Origin of the sequence: Streptomyces sp. NBC_00328 (assembly GCF_036139655.1) — a bacterium.
GTDB lineage: Bacteria > Actinomycetota > Actinomycetes > Streptomycetales > Streptomycetaceae > Streptomyces.
Map to the genome: position 1 here is coordinate 9660764 of NZ_CP108013.1, position 20836 is coordinate 9681599.

Annotated in this window: 5 protein-coding genes; all 5 read left to right on the forward strand. The window is 72.9% G+C overall.

The window, feature by feature from the left end; translation table 11 throughout:
• The first annotated feature begins 40 nt into the window (after positions 1-40).
• The 5 genes from OG485_RS42670 to OG485_RS42690 all read left to right on the forward strand — a co-directional run bounded on the left by OG485_RS42670 (position 41) and on the right by OG485_RS42690 (position 20819).
• Positions 41-1588 (forward strand): AMP-binding protein, encoded by a 1548-nt coding sequence (locus tag OG485_RS42670; protein ID WP_443048889.1) that lies wholly within the window; start codon positions 41-43, stop codon positions 1586-1588.
• Complete coding sequence (locus tag OG485_RS42675; RefSeq protein ID WP_328663540.1) at positions 1585-2832, forward strand: type III PLP-dependent enzyme; 1248 nt, start codon at positions 1585-1587, stop codon at positions 2830-2832. The genes OG485_RS42670 and OG485_RS42675 overlap by 4 nt, the downstream gene beginning before the upstream one ends.
• Positions 2829-3329 (forward strand): cobalamin B12-binding domain-containing protein, encoded by a 501-nt coding sequence (locus tag OG485_RS42680; RefSeq protein WP_328663539.1) that lies wholly within the window; start codon positions 2829-2831, stop codon positions 3327-3329. The genes OG485_RS42675 and OG485_RS42680 overlap by 4 nt, the downstream gene beginning before the upstream one ends.
• Complete coding sequence (locus OG485_RS42685; RefSeq protein WP_328663537.1) at positions 3326-4666, forward strand: methylaspartate mutase; 1341 nt, start codon at positions 3326-3328, stop codon at positions 4664-4666. The genes OG485_RS42680 and OG485_RS42685 overlap by 4 nt, the downstream gene beginning before the upstream one ends.
• Positions 4667-4787: 121 nt before the next feature.
• Positions 4788-20819 (forward strand): type I polyketide synthase, encoded by a 16032-nt coding sequence (locus OG485_RS42690; protein ID WP_328674186.1) that lies wholly within the window; start codon positions 4788-4790, stop codon positions 20817-20819.
• The last annotated feature ends 17 nt before the right edge of the window (positions 20820-20836 follow it).

Here is a 20836-nt window from a genome sequence, read left to right on the forward strand (position 1 = left end):
CAATGAGGCGGAGGGCGCGGAGTTGGTCGGCCACGTGCAACTGACAGATGAGAATGACGAAATACGCGTCGAGTCGTCGGCGCGGGGCGAACTCGTGCACCAACTCCTCAACGACGCCGAGGCGAAGGCGCCGGATGCCGCCGCGGTCCGTGACGCGAACGGCGTCTGGAGCTACCGCGAACTGGCCTCCTACAGCCGGGCGTTCGCCCGGTGGCTCCGGGAGCACGGGGTACGCCGCGGCGACCGCGTCGCGCTGCAGGTGCCGACCGGCCGGGAGCTGGCCGCCATGTTCTACGGCGCCTCCCGGTGCGGAGCGGTCTTCGTCCCGCTCAATCCGGCCATGAAGGCGTTCCACCTGCGCCACGTGCTGGACAACGCCCAGCCAGTCCTGGTCATCGGGGACGAGACGAGCGCCGGAACGCTCGCCGAGGCGGGCGCCGCAGCCGTGGAACCGGTGAGCGTCCTGTGGGCCCGCGTCGAGGAACTCCGCACCCAGGGCGCCGACTTCACCGACCCCCAGGTGCGTCCCGACGACGTGGCGACCCTCGTCTACACCTCCGGCTCGACGGCGGTACCCAAGGCCGTCGTCTGCCCTCACGCCCAAGTGACCTTCGCTTCGCGGGCGTTGACCCAAGCCCTTGGCTACCGCGGTGACGACGTGGTGCTGTGCCGGTTCCCCATGTCGTGGGACTACGGGCTCTACAAGGTCCTGATGACCTGCGCCGTCCAGTGCGAAGTCGTCCTCGCCGAGCGGGAGTCGGACCTGACGATCCTGCGCTGGATGCGGGAGACCGGCGTCACCGTCGTTCCGCTCGTCCCCTCGTTCGCCACGATGATCGTCACCCTGGCCGCGCGGGACGGGGCCGAGCAGGCCCCGGTGCGGATGTTCACCAACACCGGCGCGGCCCTGCCCCAGGCCACCATCGAAGCCCTGCGCGCCCACTTCCCCGGTGCCAAGGTGGTGCGCCAGTACGGCCAGACGGAGGCCAAACGCATCACCGTCATGCCGCCCGAGGCGGACACGGAACGCCCCGGATCCGTGGGACTTCCACTGCCGGGAACGCAGGTGCTGATCATGGACGCCGAGGGGCGCCCGGTCCCCGTCGGCAAGGTGGGCGAGATCGTCGCCGTCGGCCCGCACGTGATGCGCGGCTACTGGAAGACCCCCGAGGTCACCGCGGCCGCCTTCCGCTCCGATCCCGTCACGGGCGCGCCCCGCCTGCACACCGGTGACTACGGCCGACTCGACGCCGACGGCTACCTCTACTTCGAGGGGCGCCGCGACGACATGTTCAAACGCAAGGGAATCCGCATGAGCACACTGGAGATCGAGGCCGCCGCGCTGGACGTGCCCGGTGTCCGCGCGGCGGCCGCGGTTCCCCCCGGCGACACGCACGACCTGGCGCTGTTCGTCGAGGGCGACCTGACACCCGGCGTGCTGCGCAAGGAAATGGCCCGGCGCCTGGAGCCGGCCAAGGTGCCAGCCGTCTGCCGGGTCCTCGACACCTTCCCGCTCACCCAGCACGGCAAGAACTCCCGCCAGGAACTCGCCCGACTGCTCGACCTGCCCGACGGAGGAGCGAAATGAGCGCCGCCTCCACCGATCCGGGCCGACTGGCCGCTCAGTACGGAACCCCGCTGTACGTGTACGACCTCGACCGGGTCCGCGCCGCACGGCGGGACCTGTTCGGCTGGCTGCCAAACGGCTTCGAGGTGTTCTACGCCTTCAAGGCCAATCCGCATCCCGACCTGGCCCGTGCCCTGCGCGACGGCGACGGCCCCGCCTGTAAGGCCGAGATCAGTTCGACCGGCGAGCTGGCCGCCGCCCGGGCCGCGGGCTTCGCGGGCGCCGACATCCTCTACACCGGCCCGGGAAAGACCCCCGGCGAGCTGGCCGAGGTCGTCGCCGCGGGCGTGGGCACCTTCTCCGCGGAGTCCCTGTCCGACCTGCGGCACATCGGCGCCGCCGCACGGGCCCAAGGAACGGTCGCCGACTGCCTGCTGCGCATCAACAGCGCCTCGGCGAGCGCCACCACCAGCATCCGGATGACCGGTACTCCCACGCAGTTCGGCATCGACAGCGAGACCGTCGGCGACCTCGCCGACGCACTGCGCGCCACCCCCGGCACCCGCGTGCGGGGCCTGCACCTGTTCTCCCAGAGCAACGCCCGCGACGAGGCCGCGCTGATCGACGAGCTCTCCCACACCCTCGCCGTGGCGGCGGCTGTGCAGGACGACCTCGGCATCCCCCTGCAACTCCTCGACATCGGGGGCGGGTTCTCCGCGCCCTACGCCCAGCACGGCGAGCGGGCCCGCTACCCGAAGCTGAGAGGCGAACTCGAAGCCGCCCTCGATCTGCACTTCCCGAACTGGCGCTCCGGCAGCCCCCGGCTGGCCGTGGAATCGGGCCGCTACCTGTCCGGCGACAGCGGGACGCTCGTCGCCCGCGTCAGCAACGTCAAGGTCAGCCGCGGCATGAAGTTCGTCGTCCTCGACGCGGGCATCAACACCTTCGGCGGCATGTCCGGGCTCGGCCGCCTCCTCCCCGTCTCGGTCGATGTCGCCGTCGGCACGACCACGGAGAAGGCCACGCTGGCCGGACCGCTGTGTACCCCCGGCGACGTCCTGGGCCGGCAGATCGATGTCCCGGCCGGCCTGACGGCGGGTGACCTGGTGCAGGTGGCCAACGCCGGCGCCTACGGTCCGACCGCCAGCCTCCTGATGTTCCTGGGGCGTCCGGCGCCGGTCGAGGTCGCCGTCAGCGGTGGCGAGGTGGTGTCCGCGACGCGCATCGAGCACGTGCGCAACCCCGCGACAGGAGCGGCCCCGTGAGCACGGAAGCGGTGCCTGCCCACGGCACACCCCAGCGCAGTCGAGGAACCGTGATCGTCTCCTCACTGGCCTCCGACGCGCACACCTGGAATCTCGTCTACCTGCAACTGCTCATCGAGGAATGCGGATACGACGTGGTCAACCTCGGCCCGTGCGTGTCCGACGAGCTGCTGGTCGCCGAATGCGCCGCCATCGCCCCCGACATGGTGGTGATCAGCAGCGTGAACGGGCACGGCTACCAGGACGGCATCCGCGCGATCCGGGCGCTGCGCTCCCAGGCACCGCTCGCGCGGACACCTGTCGTGATCGGCGGCAAACTCGGCACCGACGGACCGGACTGCGCCGGCCGGGTGCGTGAACTGACCCGCGCCGGATTCGACGCGGTCTTCGAGGACGGCCAGGACCCCAGCGCCTCCTTCCGCGGCTTCCTGACCACCGTCCAGCGGGCCGAACTGACCGCAGTGCCCGAACCGGGCCCGCTCAGGATCGGCGTATGACGCACGGTCTGCCCCTGCCGGGGCTGGGCGCCGCCGCCCTCCAGGCCCCGCCGGACTTCGGCGCGTTCGTACGCCACAGGGGAGCCCGCGACCGCCTCGTCGTCCAACCGCGCATGGGCTTCGGCGATCCGGCAGGGATGCGCCGCGGGCTCCTCGCCACCAAGCGAGCCGCCGCCACCACCGTCGGCACGCTCACACTCGACAGTTACACGAGGGTGGGCGACCTGGCCGCGGTGCGGACCGCGCTGCGCGAGGGCACAGACCTCAACGGGTACCCCCTGGTCAGCCACCCCGTGGCCACCACGGCCGCACTGCTCGGCGGCGTCCGCGACGACGGCTTCCCGGTCCAGGTGCGCCACGGCTCCGCCGTCCCCATCGACATCTTCCGCGCTCTGATCCGACTGGGCCTGAACGCGACCGAGGGCGGTCCGGTGTCGTACTGCCTGCCGTACGGGCGCACGCCCCTGGACGAATCCGTACGCAACTGGCGCCAGTGCTGCGAGATGTACTCCCGGCTGCGCGAGACCGGCGTCGAGCCGCACCTGGAGACCTTCGGCGGCTGCATGCTGGGCCAGCTGTGCCCGCCCTCGCAGCTCGTGGCGATCAGCCTGCTCGAAGCGCTCTTCTTCGCCCAGCACGGCATCCGCTCGCTGTCCTTGAGCTACGCCCAGCAGACCGACATCGGACAGGACCACGAAGCCGTACTGGCGCTGCGCCGGCTGTGCGCCGAGCTGCTGCCCACACCGAACTGGCACATCGTCGTCTACGCGTACATGGGGGTCTACCCGCAGACCCCCCAGGGCGCCCGGCGCCTGCTCGGACAGGCCGCCGCGCTCGCCGTCACCAGCGGTGCGCCGCGCCTGATCGTCAAGACGGTCGCCGAGGCACACCGCATTCCCACCATCGCCGAGAACGTGCAGGCGCTGGAGCACGCGGGCGCGGTGGCGCGGGCCGTGGCCCTGGACGCCGCGGCCGGCCACGAGCCCGCCGAGTCCCAGGTCTACACCGAGGCCCGCGCCCTGGTCGACACGGTCCTCGACCTGCACGACGACGTCGGCGCGGCACTGCTCGCCGCGTTCCGCCGCGGACTCCTCGACATCCCCTACTGCGTCCACCCCGACAACGCGGGCCGGGCCCGCAGCCGCATCGACACCGACGGCCGGCTGCGCTGGAGCGAACTCGGCAACCTGCCGCTGCGGGGCATCGCCGAGCGTGCCACGGCCCGCAGGACCGGCTCGGCTGAGCTGCTCGAGGACCTCTTCCACCTGCGCTCCGTCTACGACGACCCCACCCACCCGCGCTCTGCTGAACTCGCCCTGAATGAAGGGCCGGGGTAGGGGCGGATAGGGGTGGGGGAGCCCTTTGCGTCGACCTAGAGTCGCAAGTCCGGTTCTGTCACCGGCCATTCACTGATCCAGTCTTCTGCGATGTCACCAGAACAGGGTGTGGAGTATGCGGATGAGCGGGCACGGAAGCCCTGTTTCTCACCTAGAGCGTGCCCGATTCGAGTCGCTGCCCCCGAGCGAGCAAGTACGCCACCTGCTCGACCTGGTGTGCACTGTCGCCGCGCAGGTCCTCCAGGACGCTGCGGGGCCGGCCGGCCCGGAGCGGACTGAGCCGTTCTCCGCGGACCGGGCGCTGCGCGAACAGGGCCTGGACTCTCTCGCCCTGGTCGCGCTGCAGCAGCGGCTGAGCGCCGCCACCGGCCTCGCCCTGCCGCCCACTGTCGGCTTCGACCACGTCACCCCGGCCGCCCTCGCCGACCACCTGCGCACCGAACTGCTCGGACTTGACGCTCCGGCCGATCACGGCACCATGCCCGTCGCCCGCCGGGCCGATGCCGACGAGCCCATCGCCGTCGTCGGCATCGGCTGCCGCTATCCCGGCGGCGTCCGCTCACCGCAGCAGCTGTGGCGGCTGGTCGCCGACGGCCGGCACGTCGTCGACCCTTTCCCCACCGACCGGGGCTGGGACCTCGAAGGGCTCTACGACCCGGACCCGCAGACCCCTGCCAGCACTTACGTACGGCACGGCGGATTCCTCGCCGACGCCGGTGACTTCGACGCCGACTTCTTCGGTATCTCACCGCGCGAAGCGCTGGCCATGGACCCCCAGCAGCGCCTCGTTCTGGAGACGGTGTGGGAGGCGCTGGAGCGCACGGGTGTCATCCCCGACCGCCTGCACGGCAGCCGCACCGGCGTGTTCATCGGCGCCGAGCCGCAGGAGTACGGCCCCAGGCTGCATGAGGCGCCCGACGGACTCGACGGCTATCTGCTGACCGGCAACGCCCCCAGTGTCATTTCCGGCCGCGTCGCCTACACCCTCGGCCTGGAGGGCCCGACGCTCACCGTCGACACCGCCTGCTCGTCCTCCCTGGTCGCCCTGCACCTGGCCGTGCGCTCGCTGAGCGCCGGCGAGTCCGACCTCGCCCTGGCCGGCGGCGTCGCCATCATGGGCGGCCCCGGCACGTTCAGCGCCTTCAGCCGCCAGCGCGGCCTGGCTCCCGACGGAGTCTGCAAGCCGTTCGCGGCCGCCGCCGACGGCACCGGCTTCGCCGAGGGCGTCGGCATCCTCGTCCTCGAAAGGCTCCGCGACGCCCGCCGCAACGGCCATCGGGTCCTCGCCGTCGTCAAGGGCACGGCCGTCAACCAGGACGGCGCCAGCAACGGCATCACCGCGCCGAGCGGCCGCGCCCAACAGCAGGTGGTGCGCGCCGCCCTCGCCGACGCGGGTCTGGGCGCCGGTGATGTCGACCTGGTCGAGGCGCACGGCACCGGCACCACGCTGGGTGACCCGATCGAGGCGAGCGCCCTCATCGCCGTGTACGGACAGGGCCGCGACGCCGAACGGCCTTTGCGTCTGGGCTCGGTGAAGTCGAACATCGGCCACACCCAGGCCGCCGCGGGCGTGGCCGGCGTGATCAAGGCGATCATGGCGATACGGGCCGGGGTCATGCCCCGCACCCTGCACGTGGACCAGCCCACGCCCAACGTCGACTGGTCGGCGGGCACCGTCCGGCTGCTCACCGAAGAGATGCCGTGGCCCGACGCGTCCGGCTCCCGCCGGGCCGGTGTCTCCTCGTTCGGCATCAGCGGCACCAACGCCCACGTCATCCTGGAGGAGGCGCCTCGGGAAGACCCGACGGCCACCCAAATCCCCGAGGGACCCGCCGCGGACGAGACGCCCGGGCCTGTGGCGGCCCTGGCGTTCTCCGCCCGCAGCGAGGACGCCCTGCGCGCCCAGGCCCACCGCCTCGCGGACCTGCTGCACGCACGGACCGACGTCTCTCCCGCCGCGCTCGGCCGGGCCCTGGCCACTACCCGGGCCGTGCACCGGCACCGCGCCGTCGTCGTCCTGGAGAACCGCGACGACCTGCTGCGTGCCCTGACCGCCGTCGCCGACGACACCCCCGACCGGACGGTCACCCGAGGGACGGCCGGGCCCGGCCTGCTCGCCTTCCTCTTCACGGGCCAGGGCAGCCAGTTCCCGGCCATGGCCCAGGAGCTTTACGACACCTACCCCGTGTTCGGGCGGGCCCTGGACGCCGCCATCGGCCATCTCGACCTGCAGCTCGAACGCTCCCTGTGGCACGTGATGTTCGCGCCCGAGGGCTCCGCCGACGCCGCGCTGCTCGACCGCACGGAGTACGCACAGTGCGCGTTGTTCGCCCTCGAGGTCGCCCTGTTCCGGCTGGTGGAGTCGTGGGGCCTGCGCCCCGACTTCCTGGCCGGGCACTCCCTGGGCGAGCTGAGCGCCGCGCACGCCGCCGGTGTCCTGTCCCTGGCGGACGCGGCCATCCTCGTCGCCGCGCGCGGACGCCTTATGCAGGCCCTGCCCGCCGACGGCGCCATGGTCGCCCTGCAGGCCACGGAGGACGAGGCACGTGAGCTGCTCGGCGAGCGGGTGAGCATCGCCGCGGTCAACGGTCCCGACGCCGTCGTCGTCTCCGGCGACCACACCGAAGTGGCGTGCGTCCAGGCCCACTTCGAGAACCTGGGACGCCGCACGAAGCGGCTGCGAGTCTCGCACGCCTTCCACTCCCCGCTCATGGAGCCCATGCTCGTCGAGTTCCGCCGGGTGGCCGGCGTCGTCGACTACCGGCCGCCCACGATCCCCGTCGTCTCCCACGTGACTGGCCGTATCGCCACCGCCGATGAACTCTGCTCCCCCGAGTACTGGGTCCGCCACGTCCGCGAGAGCGTACGCTTCGCCGACGGGACGCGTGCCCTGCGCGACGCCGGTGTCACCACGTTCCTCGAACTCGGCCCGGACGCCGTGCTGTCGGCGATGGCCCGCGCCGCCGTCGCCGACGAGAACGGCGGCGACGACCTCGCCTTCCTCGCCGCGCAGCGGCGCGGAAAAGACGCCGTCCACGAACTGCTGTCGGCTCTCGCCCAGGCACACGTACGGGGCGCTGCGGTCGACTTCGCCGCCCTGTACCCCATAAGCCCGCACCACGTCGACCTGCCCACCTACCCCTTCCAGGGCCGCCGCTTCTGGCTCGCTGCCCCCGCCCCGGCGGGTGACGCCACCGCGCACGGGCAGCTCGCACTCGACCACCCGCTGCTCGCCGCGGCCGTCCCGCTGGCCGGCGACGGCGGCACCGTGCTCACGGGCCGCCTGTCCGTCCCCGCCCAGCCCTGGCTGGCCGACCACCGCATCGCCGCCGCGACCCTGCTGCCCGGTACCGCCTTCGTCGAACTCGCCGTGCAGGCCGCGGACCAGGTCGGCTGCGAGCAGATCGACGAAATGAACCTGCTGGCTCCGCTCGTCCTCGACCGGACGGGCGCCGTGCTGCTCCAAGTCGTCGTCTCCGCACCCGACGCCACCGGCCGCCGTGACCTGACGTTCTACTCCCGCCCCGAGTCGGCCCCGGACGACGCGCCCTGGACCCGGCATGCCACCGCCGTCGCCGGTCCCGACGCGGCCGTCGCCCCGGCCCCGCTGCCCGGCCACGGCCAGTGGCCGCCGGCCGGGGCTCGGCCCGTCGACCTCACTGGCCTGTACGAGCGGATGGCCGGTCAGGGCTACGAGTACGGCCCCGCCTTCCGCGGACTGCGTGCCGTGTGGCGCGCGGGTGACGCGGCCTACGCCGAGGTGGAGCTGCCCGCCGACGTGGCCGCCGACGCGGCCGCGTTCACCCTCCACCCCGCGCTCCTCGACGCGGTACTGCACTCCACCGACCTCGCCGTCGACCAGCCCGCCGTCGCCGCCACCCGGGTACCGTTCAGCTGGACCGGAGTATCCCTGTACGCGCGCGGGGCGTCTTCCGTACGCGTACGGATCCTGCCCGACGGCCCCGACGCCGCCGCGCTGCACCTGTACGACGGCACCGGTGCGCCCGTCGCCCGCGTCGACGCGGTCGTCTCGCGTCCGCTGGACGAGGACGCGCTGCGCTCCGGCCGCGTGCACACCGAACTGCCGATGCGCCTCGACTGGTACGAGGTGGGGCCGACCGGCCAGCGCGACGACCGCCGCCCGCCCGCCGTCGTCGCCCCCGTCATGACACCCACGCGAGCGGCCGACCTGCCCGAAGCGGTGCGCGCCGTCCTCGGCCAGGTCCTCGACCAGCTGCGCGAACGCCTCGCCGACGACGACACCGAGTCCCCGATCCTCGTCCTGACCCGTGGCGCCGCGGCCACGTCCACGGCGGACATCGTGGACCTGGCCCAGGCCCCGGTGTCCGGACTGGTCCGCGCCGCGCAGTCCGAGCATCCCGGCCGGATCGTGCTGGCGGACCTGGACGCCGGCGCCCGCCACGACGACCCGGCCCTGCTGGCCTCCCTGGCTGCCGCGGGCGAACCCGAACTCGCCGTCAGGGACGGTCGCCTGCTCGCCCCCCGGCTGGTTCCCGAGGTCCCCGGGGAGAGCGGGGGGCCGCTGTGGGGTGGTGAGGGGTCGGTGCTGGTGACGGGTGGTACGGGTGGTCTGGGTTCGTTGGTGGCGCGGCATCTGGTGGTGGTGCACGGGGTGCGGCGTCTGGTTCTGGTGGGTCGGCGGGGTGGGGATGCGCCGGGTGTGGCGGAGCTGGTTGGTGAGTTGCAGGGTCTGGGGGCCGAGGTCTCGGTCGTGGCGGCCGATGTGTCGGATCGTGGGCAGGTGGCGCGGGTGCTGGCCGGTGTGCCGGCCGAGTATCCGTTGACGGCTGTGGTGCACGCCGCCGGAGTCGTCGACGACGGCCTGGTCACGTCCCTGACGGCTGACCGCTTCGACACTGTGCTGCGGCCCAAGGCGGACGCCGCCTGGCACCTGCACGAGCTCACCCGCGACCTGGACCTGAAGGCCTTCGTCCTCTTCTCCTCCTCCGCCGGATACCTCGACGGCGCAGGGCAGGGCAACTACGCGGCGGCGAACGTCTTCCTCGACGCCCTCGCCCACCACCGCAGATCCCAGGGCCTCACCGCCACCTCGCTCGCCTGGGGACTGTGGACCGGCGATCGGGGCATGGGCGCCCGTCTCGACCGGGCCGCCCTGCGGCGCATCACCCGGCTCGGCCTCGAACCCCTCGGGCCCGACGACAACCTCGCCCTCCTCGACGCGGCCCTGACGAGCGACCACCCCACGCACGTGCCCGTCCGTGTCGACCGGCAGACCCTGGCCGCCCGCCCCGACGGGGTGCCCCCGCTGCTGTCCCGCCTCGTGCGCACACCGGCACGACCCCTCGCCGCCACCGCGCAGAGCGTCCCCGTTGCCGACGCCCTCGCCCACAGCCTCGCCGGGCTCTCCGCCACCGAACGTACCGAGGCACTCCTCGACCTGGTCCGCCGTCAGGCGGCCGCCGTGCTCGGGCACGACAGCGCCGCCGACGTGGCCGCGACCCGCGCCTTCGGAGAGACCGGGTTCGACTCCCTGGCCGCCGTGGAGCTGCGCAACCAGCTCAAGGCAGCCACCGGTCTTCGGCTCCCCGCCACCCTGATCTTCGACCACCCCAACCCGAAGGCGCTCGCGGAGCACCTCGCCGCCCGGCTCACCGACGACGGCACCACGGCCACCCGCCGGCCCACCCGGCCCGCCGCCCCCGCCCGCGACGACGAGCCGATCGCCGTCATCGCCATGAGCTGCCGCTTTCCCGGCGGCGTCAGCACGCCCGAGGAACTCTGGCAGCTGGTCGCCCAGGGGCGCGACGCCGTCACCCCCTGGCCCACCGACCGCGGCTGGGACCAGAGCCTTTACGACCCCGAGCCGGGCGTCTCCGGCAAGAGTTCCAGCAACAAGGGCGGATTCCTGCACGACGCCGCCGACTTCGACCCCGAGCCGTTCGGCGTCAGCCCGCGCGAGGCCCTGGCCATGGACCCGCAGCAGCGCCTTCTCCTCGAGATCACCTGGGAGGTGTTCGAGCGCGCCGGCATCGACCCCCGTTCTGTACGCGGTACCGACACCAGCGTTTTCGCCGGCGTCATGTACCACGACTGGGCCACCCGCATGACGGAGATACCGGAGGAGGTGGCCGGGTATCTCGGCAACGGCAGTCTCGCCAGCGTTCTCTCCGGCAGGCTCTCCTACGTCTTCGGCCTCGAAGGCGCCGCGGTGTCCGTCGACACGGCGTGCTCGTCGTCGCTGGTCGCCCTGCACTGGGCGATCCAGGCGCTGCGCGGCTCCGAGTGCTCGCTCGCCCTCGCGGGCGGCGTCAGCGTGATGTCGACCCCGGACACGTTCCTCGACATGAGCCGCCAGCGGGGCCTGGCGACGGACGGCCGCTGCAAGTCGTTCGCCGAGGCCGCCGACGGCACCGGCTGGGGCGAAGGTGCGGGCATGCTGCTCCTGGAGCGCCTTTCGGACGCTCGCCGCAACGGCCACCGGGTGCTCGCCCTCATCAAGGGATCCGCGATCAACCAGGACGGTGCGAGCAACGGCCTGACCGCACCCAACGGCCCATCCCAGGAACGCGTCATCGAACAGGCCCTGGCAGCCGCCGATATGACGCCCGATCAGGTCGACGTGGTGGAGGCGCACGGCACGGGCACCACCCTCGGCGACCCGATCGAGGCTCAGGCCCTCCTCAACACGTACGGCAGGACGCGCCCGGAGAGCGGCACCCCGTTGTTCCTCGGGTCCATCAAGTCGAACATCGGTCACACCCAGGCCGCCGCGGGCGTCGCCGGAATCATCAAGATGGTCATGGCGATGCGCGAAAGCACCCTGCCCCGGACCCTGCACGTCGACGAGCCCACCTCCAAGGTCGACTGGTCCGACGGAGCGGTGGAACTGCTCACCCACACCCGGGAATGGCCCGCCGACCCGGACCGGCCGCGCCGTGCCGGTGTCTCCGCCTTCGGGATCAGCGGCACCAACGCCCACGTCATCATCGAGGAGGCCGGCGAAGAGCAGCGACCCAAGCCCCCCCACACCTCCGTGCCGGTGCTGCCGTGGCGGATCTCGGGCAAGACTCCGCAGACGGTGGTCGCACAGGCACAGCGTCTGCGCTCCTACCTCGACACCGTCCCCGACGACGAACTCGCCATCATCGCAAGGGCCTTGGTGACCTCACGCGCATCCCTTGACCACAGCGCCGTGGCCCTCGGCGCCGACCGGGCGGAGCTGGGCCGCGCCCTGGAGGCGATCGCGGCGGGAGACGGGATCACGGAGGCGGTCACGGGGAAACAGGCGTTCTTGTTTGCGGGGCAGGGTGCGCAGCGGGTTGGTATGGGGCGGGAGCTTTATGAGGCGTTTCCGGTGTTCGCGGGGGCTTTCGATGCGGTGCTGGGTGTCATCGATGTGCCGTTGCGGGAGGTGATGTGGGGTGCGGATGAGCTTGTTCTGAGTCGTACGGAGTTTGCGCAGCCGGCGTTGTTCGCGATCGAGGTCGCTCTGTACCGGTTGTTTGAGTCGTGGGGTGTCAGGCCGGATTATCTGGCGGGGCATTCGGTCGGTGAGTTCGCGGCGGCGCATGTGGCGGGTGTTCTGTCACTTGTCGATGCGGCGCGGTTGGTTGTGGCGCGGGGCCGGTTGATGCAGGTGTTGGACGAGGGCGGGGCGATGGTCGCCGTGCAGGCGGCGGAGGATGAGGTGCGTTCGCTGCTGGTTGGTGTCGGCGGTGTCGGTATCGCGGCGGTGAACGGTCCGACGGCGGTGGTTGTTTCGGGTGTCGAGGCGGAAGTCTTGCGGGTCCAGGCGTACTTCGAGGGTTTGGGGCGTAAGGCGAGCCGGTTGAGGGTGTCGCATGCGTTTCATTCGCCGTTGATGGAGCCGATGCTCGATGATTTCCGGGCGGTGGCGCGGGAGGTGGAGTTCGGTGAGCCTGTCATCCCGATTGTCTCGACGCTGACCGGTGCTGAGGTGGGTGGGGCCGAGTTGGCGGATCCGGAGTACTGGGTGCGGCATGTCCGCGAAACGGTCCGGTTCGCCGACGCCGTGCGGGAGTTGGCGGCGAGGGGTGTTACCACGTTCCTGGAGATCGGCCCGGACGCCGTCCTGTCCGCGATGGCACAGCAGTCCGCCGAGGACGCTGAGTTCGTGCCGGTGCTGCGCCGCAACCGGCCCGAGACACGTGAAGTCACCTCGGCGCTCAGGCAGTTGGACGCACTGGGCGCCTCGGTCGACTGGGCGGGCTACTTCGGCAGCTCCGCCGCCGTCGTGCTCGACACCGACCTGCCGACCTATGCCTTTCAGCGCAGCCGTTTCTGGCTGGACGCCACCGGCCCGGCAGCGGGCGATGTCGGTGCCGCTGGTCTGACCCCGGTGGACCATCCGGTACTCGGCGCTCTGGTCGGCGCACCCGAATCCGACGGGGGAGTCGTCCTGACGGGACGGCTGTCGGCCGACGGTTCCTGGGTGGCCGACCATGTGGTGCTGGGCAGCGTGCTGCTACCGGGCACGGCCTTCGTGGAGTTGGCCGTGCGGGCGGGCGACGAGGTTGGGTGCGGCCGACTGGAGGAGCTGACGCTCGAGGCGCCACTCGTGGTGCCGGAACGCGCCGCGGTCCAGATACAGGTCGTGGTGGGCGGCCCGGACGCGGCCGATGCCCGATCGGTGAGTGTTCACTCGCGGGCCGAGGGCGACTCCGGTTCCTGGGTGCGGCACGCCTCGGGTTCGGTGACGCCGAGTACCGCACCGGCCGCCGGGTTCGATCTGGAACAGTGGCCGCCAACTGGTGCCGAGCCGCTGGACGTGGCAGGTGCGTACGAGGCGCTCGCGGGTCGTGGATACGGCTACGGGCCGGCGTTTCGCGGGCTGAAGGCGGCCTGGCGGCGCGGCGACGAGGTCTTCGCCGAGGTGGCCCTCGAGCCGCGGGCGCGGGAGGAGGCTGCCCGCTTCGGGCTGCACCCCGCTCTCCTCGACGCCGCCATGCACGTCGACCTGCTCGGCGCCGACGGCGCGGCGGACGGCGACACGCTGCTTCCGTTTGTCTGGAACGGGGTCACGCTGTACACCGCAGGGGCCACCGAACTACGCGTCCGCATCAGCCGGTTGAGGGGCGACGAACGGTCCGCGATGTGGGTGGCCGACACCACCGGGCAGCCCGTCGCCGCCATCGAGGAACTGGTCTCGCGCCCCGTCACTTCCGAGCAGCTCACCGCGGCCGGAGGCCGCCGCGACGCGGCCGTGTTTCGCACGTCGTGGACGCGGATGCCGCTCCCGGACGCCGCCGGATCCGTCGTGCGACTGCCGGGACTTCCCGAACTCGGCGACGACGTACCGGAGTTCGCTGATCTCGCCGCGCTCGGCGCCTGGGTCGACCAGGGCGCACAGGTGCCCGACGCGGTGCTCGTGCCGCTGCGCACGCTCGCCGAAGAGGACGTCCTGTCTGGTGCGCGCGCCCAGTTCGCCCGCGCCCTGGCGATGGCGCGGGCATGGCTGGCGGACGAGCGGTTCGCCCGCGCCCGGCTCGTCATCGTCACCCGGCACGGTGTCGCGGCCCGCCTCGGAGACACCCTCGACCTGGCGCAGGCCCCAGTGTGGGGTCTGGTGCGGGCCGCCGAGGCTGAGAACCCGGGCCGCTTCGCGCTCCTCGACACCGACGGACAGGACGAGTCCCTCGCCGTCCTGGCCGCGGCCGCTGCCGTGCCCGAGCCGGAACTCGCCGTCCACGGCGGCTCCTTGGCCGTACCCCGGCTGGTTCCCGAGGTCCCCGGGGAGAGCGGGGGGCCGCTGTGGGGTGGTGAGGGGTCGGTGCTGGTGACGGGTGGTACGGGTGGTCTGGGTTCGTTGGTGGCGCGGCATCTGGTGGTGGTGCACGGGGTGCGGCGTCTGGTTCTGGTGGGTCGGCGGGGTGGGGATGCGCCGGGTGTGGCGGAGCTGGTTGGTGAGTTGCAGGGTCTGGGGGCCGAGGTCTCGGTCGTGGCGGCCGATGTGTCGGATCGTGGGCAGGTGGCGCGGGTGCTGGCCGGTGTGCCGGCCGAGTATCCGTTGACGGCTGTGGTGCACGCCGCCGGAGTCGTCGACGACGGCCTGGTCACGTCCCTGACGGCTGACCGCTTCGACACTGTGCTGCGGCCCAAGGCGGACGCCGCCTGGCACCTGCACGAGCTCACCCGCGACCTGGACCTGAAGGCCTTCGTCCTGCTCTCGTCGGCGGGCGGCACCGTACTCGCCGCAGGGCAGGGCAGCTACGCGGCGGCGAACGTCTTCCTCGACGCCCTCGCCCACCACCGCGCGTCCGCCGGACTGCCGGCCACTGCGCTGGCGTTCGGTATGTGGGACGTCGACACGGGCATGGGCGCCGTCACCGACGCCGACCGGGAGCGGATGCGCCGACTCGGCCTGCCCGCCCTCGCCGCCGACGATGCCCTCGCCCTGTTCGACGCGGCCCTCGTCACCGGTGCCCATCAGCTCAGCCCGCTCCGCATCGACCGCGCCGCACTGAACGCCAGGACCGACGCGCTGCCCGCGCTGCTGCGCGGCCTCGTCCGCGGCGCCGGGCGCCGCGCGGCCCGCACCGGCAGCGACGGCACAGGTGACACGTACGCCGCCCGCCTCGCCCGACTGGGGGAGGCCGAACGCGACCGTGCCGTCTTGGTGCTGGTCCGCACCAGGGTCGCCGCCGTCCTCGGACACAGCGGTGTCGACGCGGTCAGCCCCGACAAGGCGTTCCGTGAGCTGGGCTTCGACTCCCTCGCCGCCGTCGAGCTGCGCAACGCCCTGAGCGATGCCACCGGTCTGCGGCTGCCCGCCACGCTCGTCTTCGACCACCCCAACTGCCGTGCCGTCGCCGCCCTCATCAAGGACAGAGCCGGGGTCGCGGCTGACCCGCGCCCGGCACTCGGCCGGACCGTGCCTGAGGCGGCTCCCGGCACCGACGACGACCCCGTCGTCATCGTCGGCATCAGTTGTCGTTTCCCTGGCGGCGTACGGGACAGCGACGACCTGTGGCGCCTGCTCCGTGAGGAGCGCACCGCCGTCACCCCGTTCCCGCAGGACCGCGGCTGGGACCCGGAACGCCTCTACGACCCCAACCCCGGCACCCCCGGACGCACCTACACCGTCGAGGGCGGATTCCTGCACGACGCGGGCGAGTTCGACCCGGAGTTCTTCGGCATCATGCCGCGCGAGGCGCTCGCGATGGACCCGCAGCAGCGGCTGCTCCTCCAAGCCGCGTGGGAGGTCCTTGAACGGACCGGCGCCGACCCCACCACGATGCGCGGCACCCGCACCGGCGTGTACGTCGGGTCGATGTACCACGAGTACGGCACCCAGGCCGGGCCGATACCCGACGACCTGGCCGGCTACGTCGGCAACGGCAGCGCCGGCAGCATCGCCTCGGGGCGCATCGCCTACACGCTCGGACTCGAGGGCCCCGCGATCACCGTCGACACGGCCTGCTCCTCGTCGCTGGTCGCCCTGCACATGGCGTGCCAGGCGCTGCGCCACGGCGAGATCGACATGGCGCTCGCGGGCGGCGTCACCGTGATGCCCACCCCGGACATCTTCGTGGACTTCAGCCGGCAGCGCGGCCTGGCGCCCGACGCACGCTGCAAGTCGTTCGCCGCCGCGGCCGACGGCACCGGATGGTCCGAGGGCATCGGACTGCTCGCCGTGGAGCGCCTCTCCGACGCGCGGGCCAAGGGCCACCGGGTGCTCGCCGTCATCAGGGGCTCGGCCATCAACCAGGACGGTGCGAGCAACGGCCTGACCGCGCCCAACGGCCCCTCCCAAGAACGCGTCATCGAAGAGGCGCTGCGCGCCGCCGGGCTCGGCCCAGCCGACATCGACCTGATCGAGGGGCACGGCACGGGGACCCGGCTCGGCGACCCGATCGAGGCGCAGGCGCTGCTTGCGACGTACGGACAGGACCGGCCCGCAGACCGGCCGGTGTGGCTCGGCTCGATCAAGTCCAACATCGGGCACGCGCAGGCCGCGGCAGGCGTCAGCGGCGTGATCAAGGCGGTCATGTCCCTGCACCACGCCTATCTGCCCAGGACCCTGCACGTCGACGAGCCGTCGCCGCACGTGGACTGGTCGGCCGGTGCGGTGCGGCTGCTCACCGAGGGCAGGCCCTGGCCCGAGCGCACGGGACCGCGCCGGGCGGCCGTCTCCTCCTTCGGCCTGAGCGGCACCAACGCCCACGTCATCCTGGAGCAGGCCCCGACGCCGCAGGCCGCCCCGGACGAGGGAGCGGGCGGCACCGTTCCGCCTGTACTCCCGCTCCTGCTCACTGCCAAGAACGCGCAGAGCCTGCCCGCCCAGGCGGAGCGACTGCGCGCCCACCTGGAGGCCGACCCCGAACTGCGCCTGATCGACGTCGCCGCCTCCCTGATGACCTCACGCGCGGCGCTCGACCACCGGGTCGCCCTGACCGCCGCGGACCGCGACGAGGTGCTGCGCGCCCTGCTGGCCATGGCACAGGGCGGCCCGTGGCCCGGCAGCACCACCGCCCGGGACCGCTCCGACGGCCTGATGGCGTTCCTGTTCACCGGGCAGGGCGCGCAGCGGACGGGCATGGGCCGGGAACTGTACGAGGCGTTCCCGGTCTTCGCGGAGGCATTCGACGCCGTCCTCGCCGAACTGGATCTGCCGCTGCGCGAGGTGATGTGGGGTTCGGGCGAACTGGACCTGAACCGGACCGAGTTCGCGCAGCCCGCCCTGTTCGCCGTGGGGGTGGCGCTGTACCGCCTCGTGGAGTCGTGGGGGATCGGACCGGACTGGCTGGCCGGGCACTCGATCGGGGAGATCGCGGCCGCCCACGTGGCCGGCGTGCTGTCCCTGGCGGACGCGGCGCGGCTGGTCGTCGCACGGGGCCGGCTGATGCAGGCGTTGCCGGAGGGCGGGGCGATGGTCGCCGTGCAGGCCACCGAGGAGGAGATACGTCCGCTGCTGACCGGCGGGGTCGGTGTCGCCGCGGTCAACGGCCCCACCGCGGTGGTCGTCTCCGGCGCCGAGGCCGAAGTCCTGCGCATCAAGGACCGGTTCGCCGCACTGGGCCGCAGGACGACCCGTCTGAAGGTCTCGCACGCCTTCCACTCGCCGCTGATGGAGCCGATGCTGGACGCCTTCCGTGCGGTCGCGCAGGACCTGTCGTACGGCGAGCCGTCGATCCCGGTCGTCTCCGCCCTGACGGGAGCCCCGGTCACCGGACAGGAGCTGGCCGACCCGGAGTACTGGGTCCGCCACGTCCGCGAAGGCGTCCGCTTCGCCGACGCCGTGCGGGCCCTGGAGTCCGCGGGGGTCGGCACGTTCGTAGAGCTGGGCCCGGACGCGGTGCTGACCGCGATGGGGCAGCAGTCCGCCCCGGACGCGGAGTTCGTGCCCACCCTGCGACGCGGTCGGCCCGAGGCCCGCGAGATCACGGCCGCGCTGGCCCGGCTGCAGGCACTCGGCGCGCGGCCCGACCCGGCCGCCGTGTATCCGGGGGCGCGGCGGGTCGACCTGCCGCCGTACACCTTCGACAAGCGCCACTTCTGGCTCACACCGCAGGAGCCCGCGGACACCGACGCGGCCGGACTCGGTCTCGCCGACGCCGGACACCCTCTGCTCGGCGCGGTCCTGTCGCTGCCGGACGGCGGCGCGGTACTGACCGGTCGGCTGGCGGCAGCGGGCTCGTGGCTCGCCGACCATGTGGTACGCGGCAGGAGGCTGCTGCCGGGCACCGCGTTCGTGGAACTCGCGCTCCGGGCCGGCGGCGAGGCCGACTGCGGCCGGCTGGACGAGCTGACGATGGAGACGCCGCTGGAGCTGCCCGCGCGCGGCGGCGTCCAGCTCCAGGTGGTCCTGGGCGGCCCCGACGCCTCCGGAACGCGTCCGGTGACCATCCACTCCCGCGAGGAGGGCTCCTGCGGGGTGTGGGTGCGGCACGCGTCCGGTTCCGTGCGGCCGGACAAGGCCGCGGCGGAGTTCGATCTGGCGCAGTGGCCGCCGCCCGGCGCCGAACCGCTGGAGGCGGCGGGCGCCTACGCGGAACTCGCCGCCCGAGGCTACGGCTACGGACCGGCCTTCCAGGGTTTGAAGGCGGCCTGGCGCCGCGGTGCGGACGTGTTCGCCGAGGTGGCCCTTGCGCCGTCCGAGCACGCCGACGCCGCCCGGTTCGGGCTGCACCCGGCACTGCTCGACGCGGCCAGCCACGTCGACCTGCTGGACGGCTCCGCCGACACGGTGATGCCGTTCGTCTGGAGCGGCATCACCCTGCACACCGCCGGTGCCACCGCCCTCCGCGTCCACCTGCGCCGACTTGGCGGCGACGACGTCACCCGGCTGCACCTCGCCGACGCCGCCGGGCAGCCGGTCGCCACCGTCGAGAAGCTGATCTCCCGGCCCGCCGCCCCGCAGGCCCTAGCGGCGCCGGCCGAGGACACCGAGGCCTCGGTGTTCCGGTTCACCTGGCCTCAGGGCCCCGCGCTCACCCCGGACGGCGTGACATTGCCGCCGTTCGACGCGGTGCGCGACACCACCGCGGCGCCCGTCCCGCCGTACGTCCTGCTCACCGTCGAGACCGGCTCCGGCCCTGCGGGCGAAGGCAGCCGCAAGGTCACCCTGGAGGTGCTCGCTGCGGTCCAACAGTGGCTCGCCGAACCGCGGTTCGCCGACTCCACGCTGGTGATCGCCACCCGCGGCGCGGTCGTGGTCCTCGAAGGCGAGGACCCGGATGTCACACAGGCACCGGTGTGGGGCCTGGTCCGCGCCGCCCAGGCGGAGAACCCCGGCCGGTTCGTACTCCTGGACACCGACGGCACCGAGGCCACGGCGCGGGTCGTCGCCGCCGCGGCCGCCGCCGGGGAGAGCGAACTCGCCCTGCGAGCGGGCCGATCGCACGTCCAGCGGCTGGCCGCGCCACAGCCGGGCCACGCCGTCCCGCTGCCGTGGGACGCCACAGGGACCGTGCTGATCACCGGCGGCACCGGCGGTCTGAGCGCACTGGTCGCCCGGCATCTGGTGACCGAACACGGCGTACGGCACCTGGTGCTGGCCAGCCGCCGAGGTCCGACGGCACCTGGCGCCGCGGCACTGCGTGACGAACTGGCCGCGCTGGGCACCCAGGTCACCGTCACCGCCTGCGACGTGGCTGACCGCGGCGCGCTCGCCGACGTCCTTGCCGCCGTGCCCGCCGCGCACCCGCTCACCGCTGTCGTGCACGCCGCAGGCGTCGTCGACGACGGCCTCGTCACCTCGCTGACCGCCGATCGCGTCGCCGCCGTTCTGCGGCCGAAGACCGACGCGGCCTGGCATCTGCACGAACTCACCCGGGACCTGGACCTGAAGGCCTTCGTGCTGTTCTCCTCCACCACCGGGTACTTCGACAACGGCGGCCAGGCCTCCTACGCCGCGGGCAATGTGTTCCTCGACGCGCTCGCCCGGCACCGTCGGGCCCAGGGACTGCCCGCCACCGCGCTGACCTGGCACCTGTGGGCCGGTGACGGCATGGCCGCCGCACTCGGCGACGCCGTCGTCGAACGACAGCGCCGGCTCGGCATCCCGGCGATGGACCCTCGCGACGGCCTCGCCCTGTTCGACCTGGCCCTCACCGTCGACGAGGCGCTGCTCGCCCCCCTCGGGCTCGACCGCGGCACCCTGCGGACCGCCGAACCGCCCGCCCTGCTGCGCGACATCACGAGCATCGCCCCGCGCCCCGCGGGCGGCCCGGCCCGGCCCGCCCCGCAGGCCGGGCAGGCGCCACAGGCGGAGCCGAAGCCGGGCCTGGCCGAGACCCTGGCCGGCCTCGACGAGACGGAGCGGCTGCGCACCGTACTGGATCTCGTACGCGTCCATGTCGCACTGGTCCGGCACGACGAGCCTGCCGCGATCGACGTCCGACGGGGCTTCACCGAACTGGGCCTCGACTCGCTGGCTGCCATCGAACTGCGCAACGGCCTCGCCGAGGCCAGCGGCATCCGGCTGCCCGCCACGTTGATGTTCGACTACCCCAACTCCGAGGCCCTGGCGCGTTTCCTGCTGGAGGAACTGGCGCCGCCCAGCCCCGGTCCGGCGGCCCGGGTGCCGGACCGGGGCGGACCCGCGCCGGACGACGACAGGCCCGACGCGGGAGCCCTCAAGGACATGGCGGTGGAGGACCTGGTCCGGGCGGCTCTGGGAGCCGCCGACTCCAATGGCGACGAAGGCTGAGGCGGACACGATGGAAG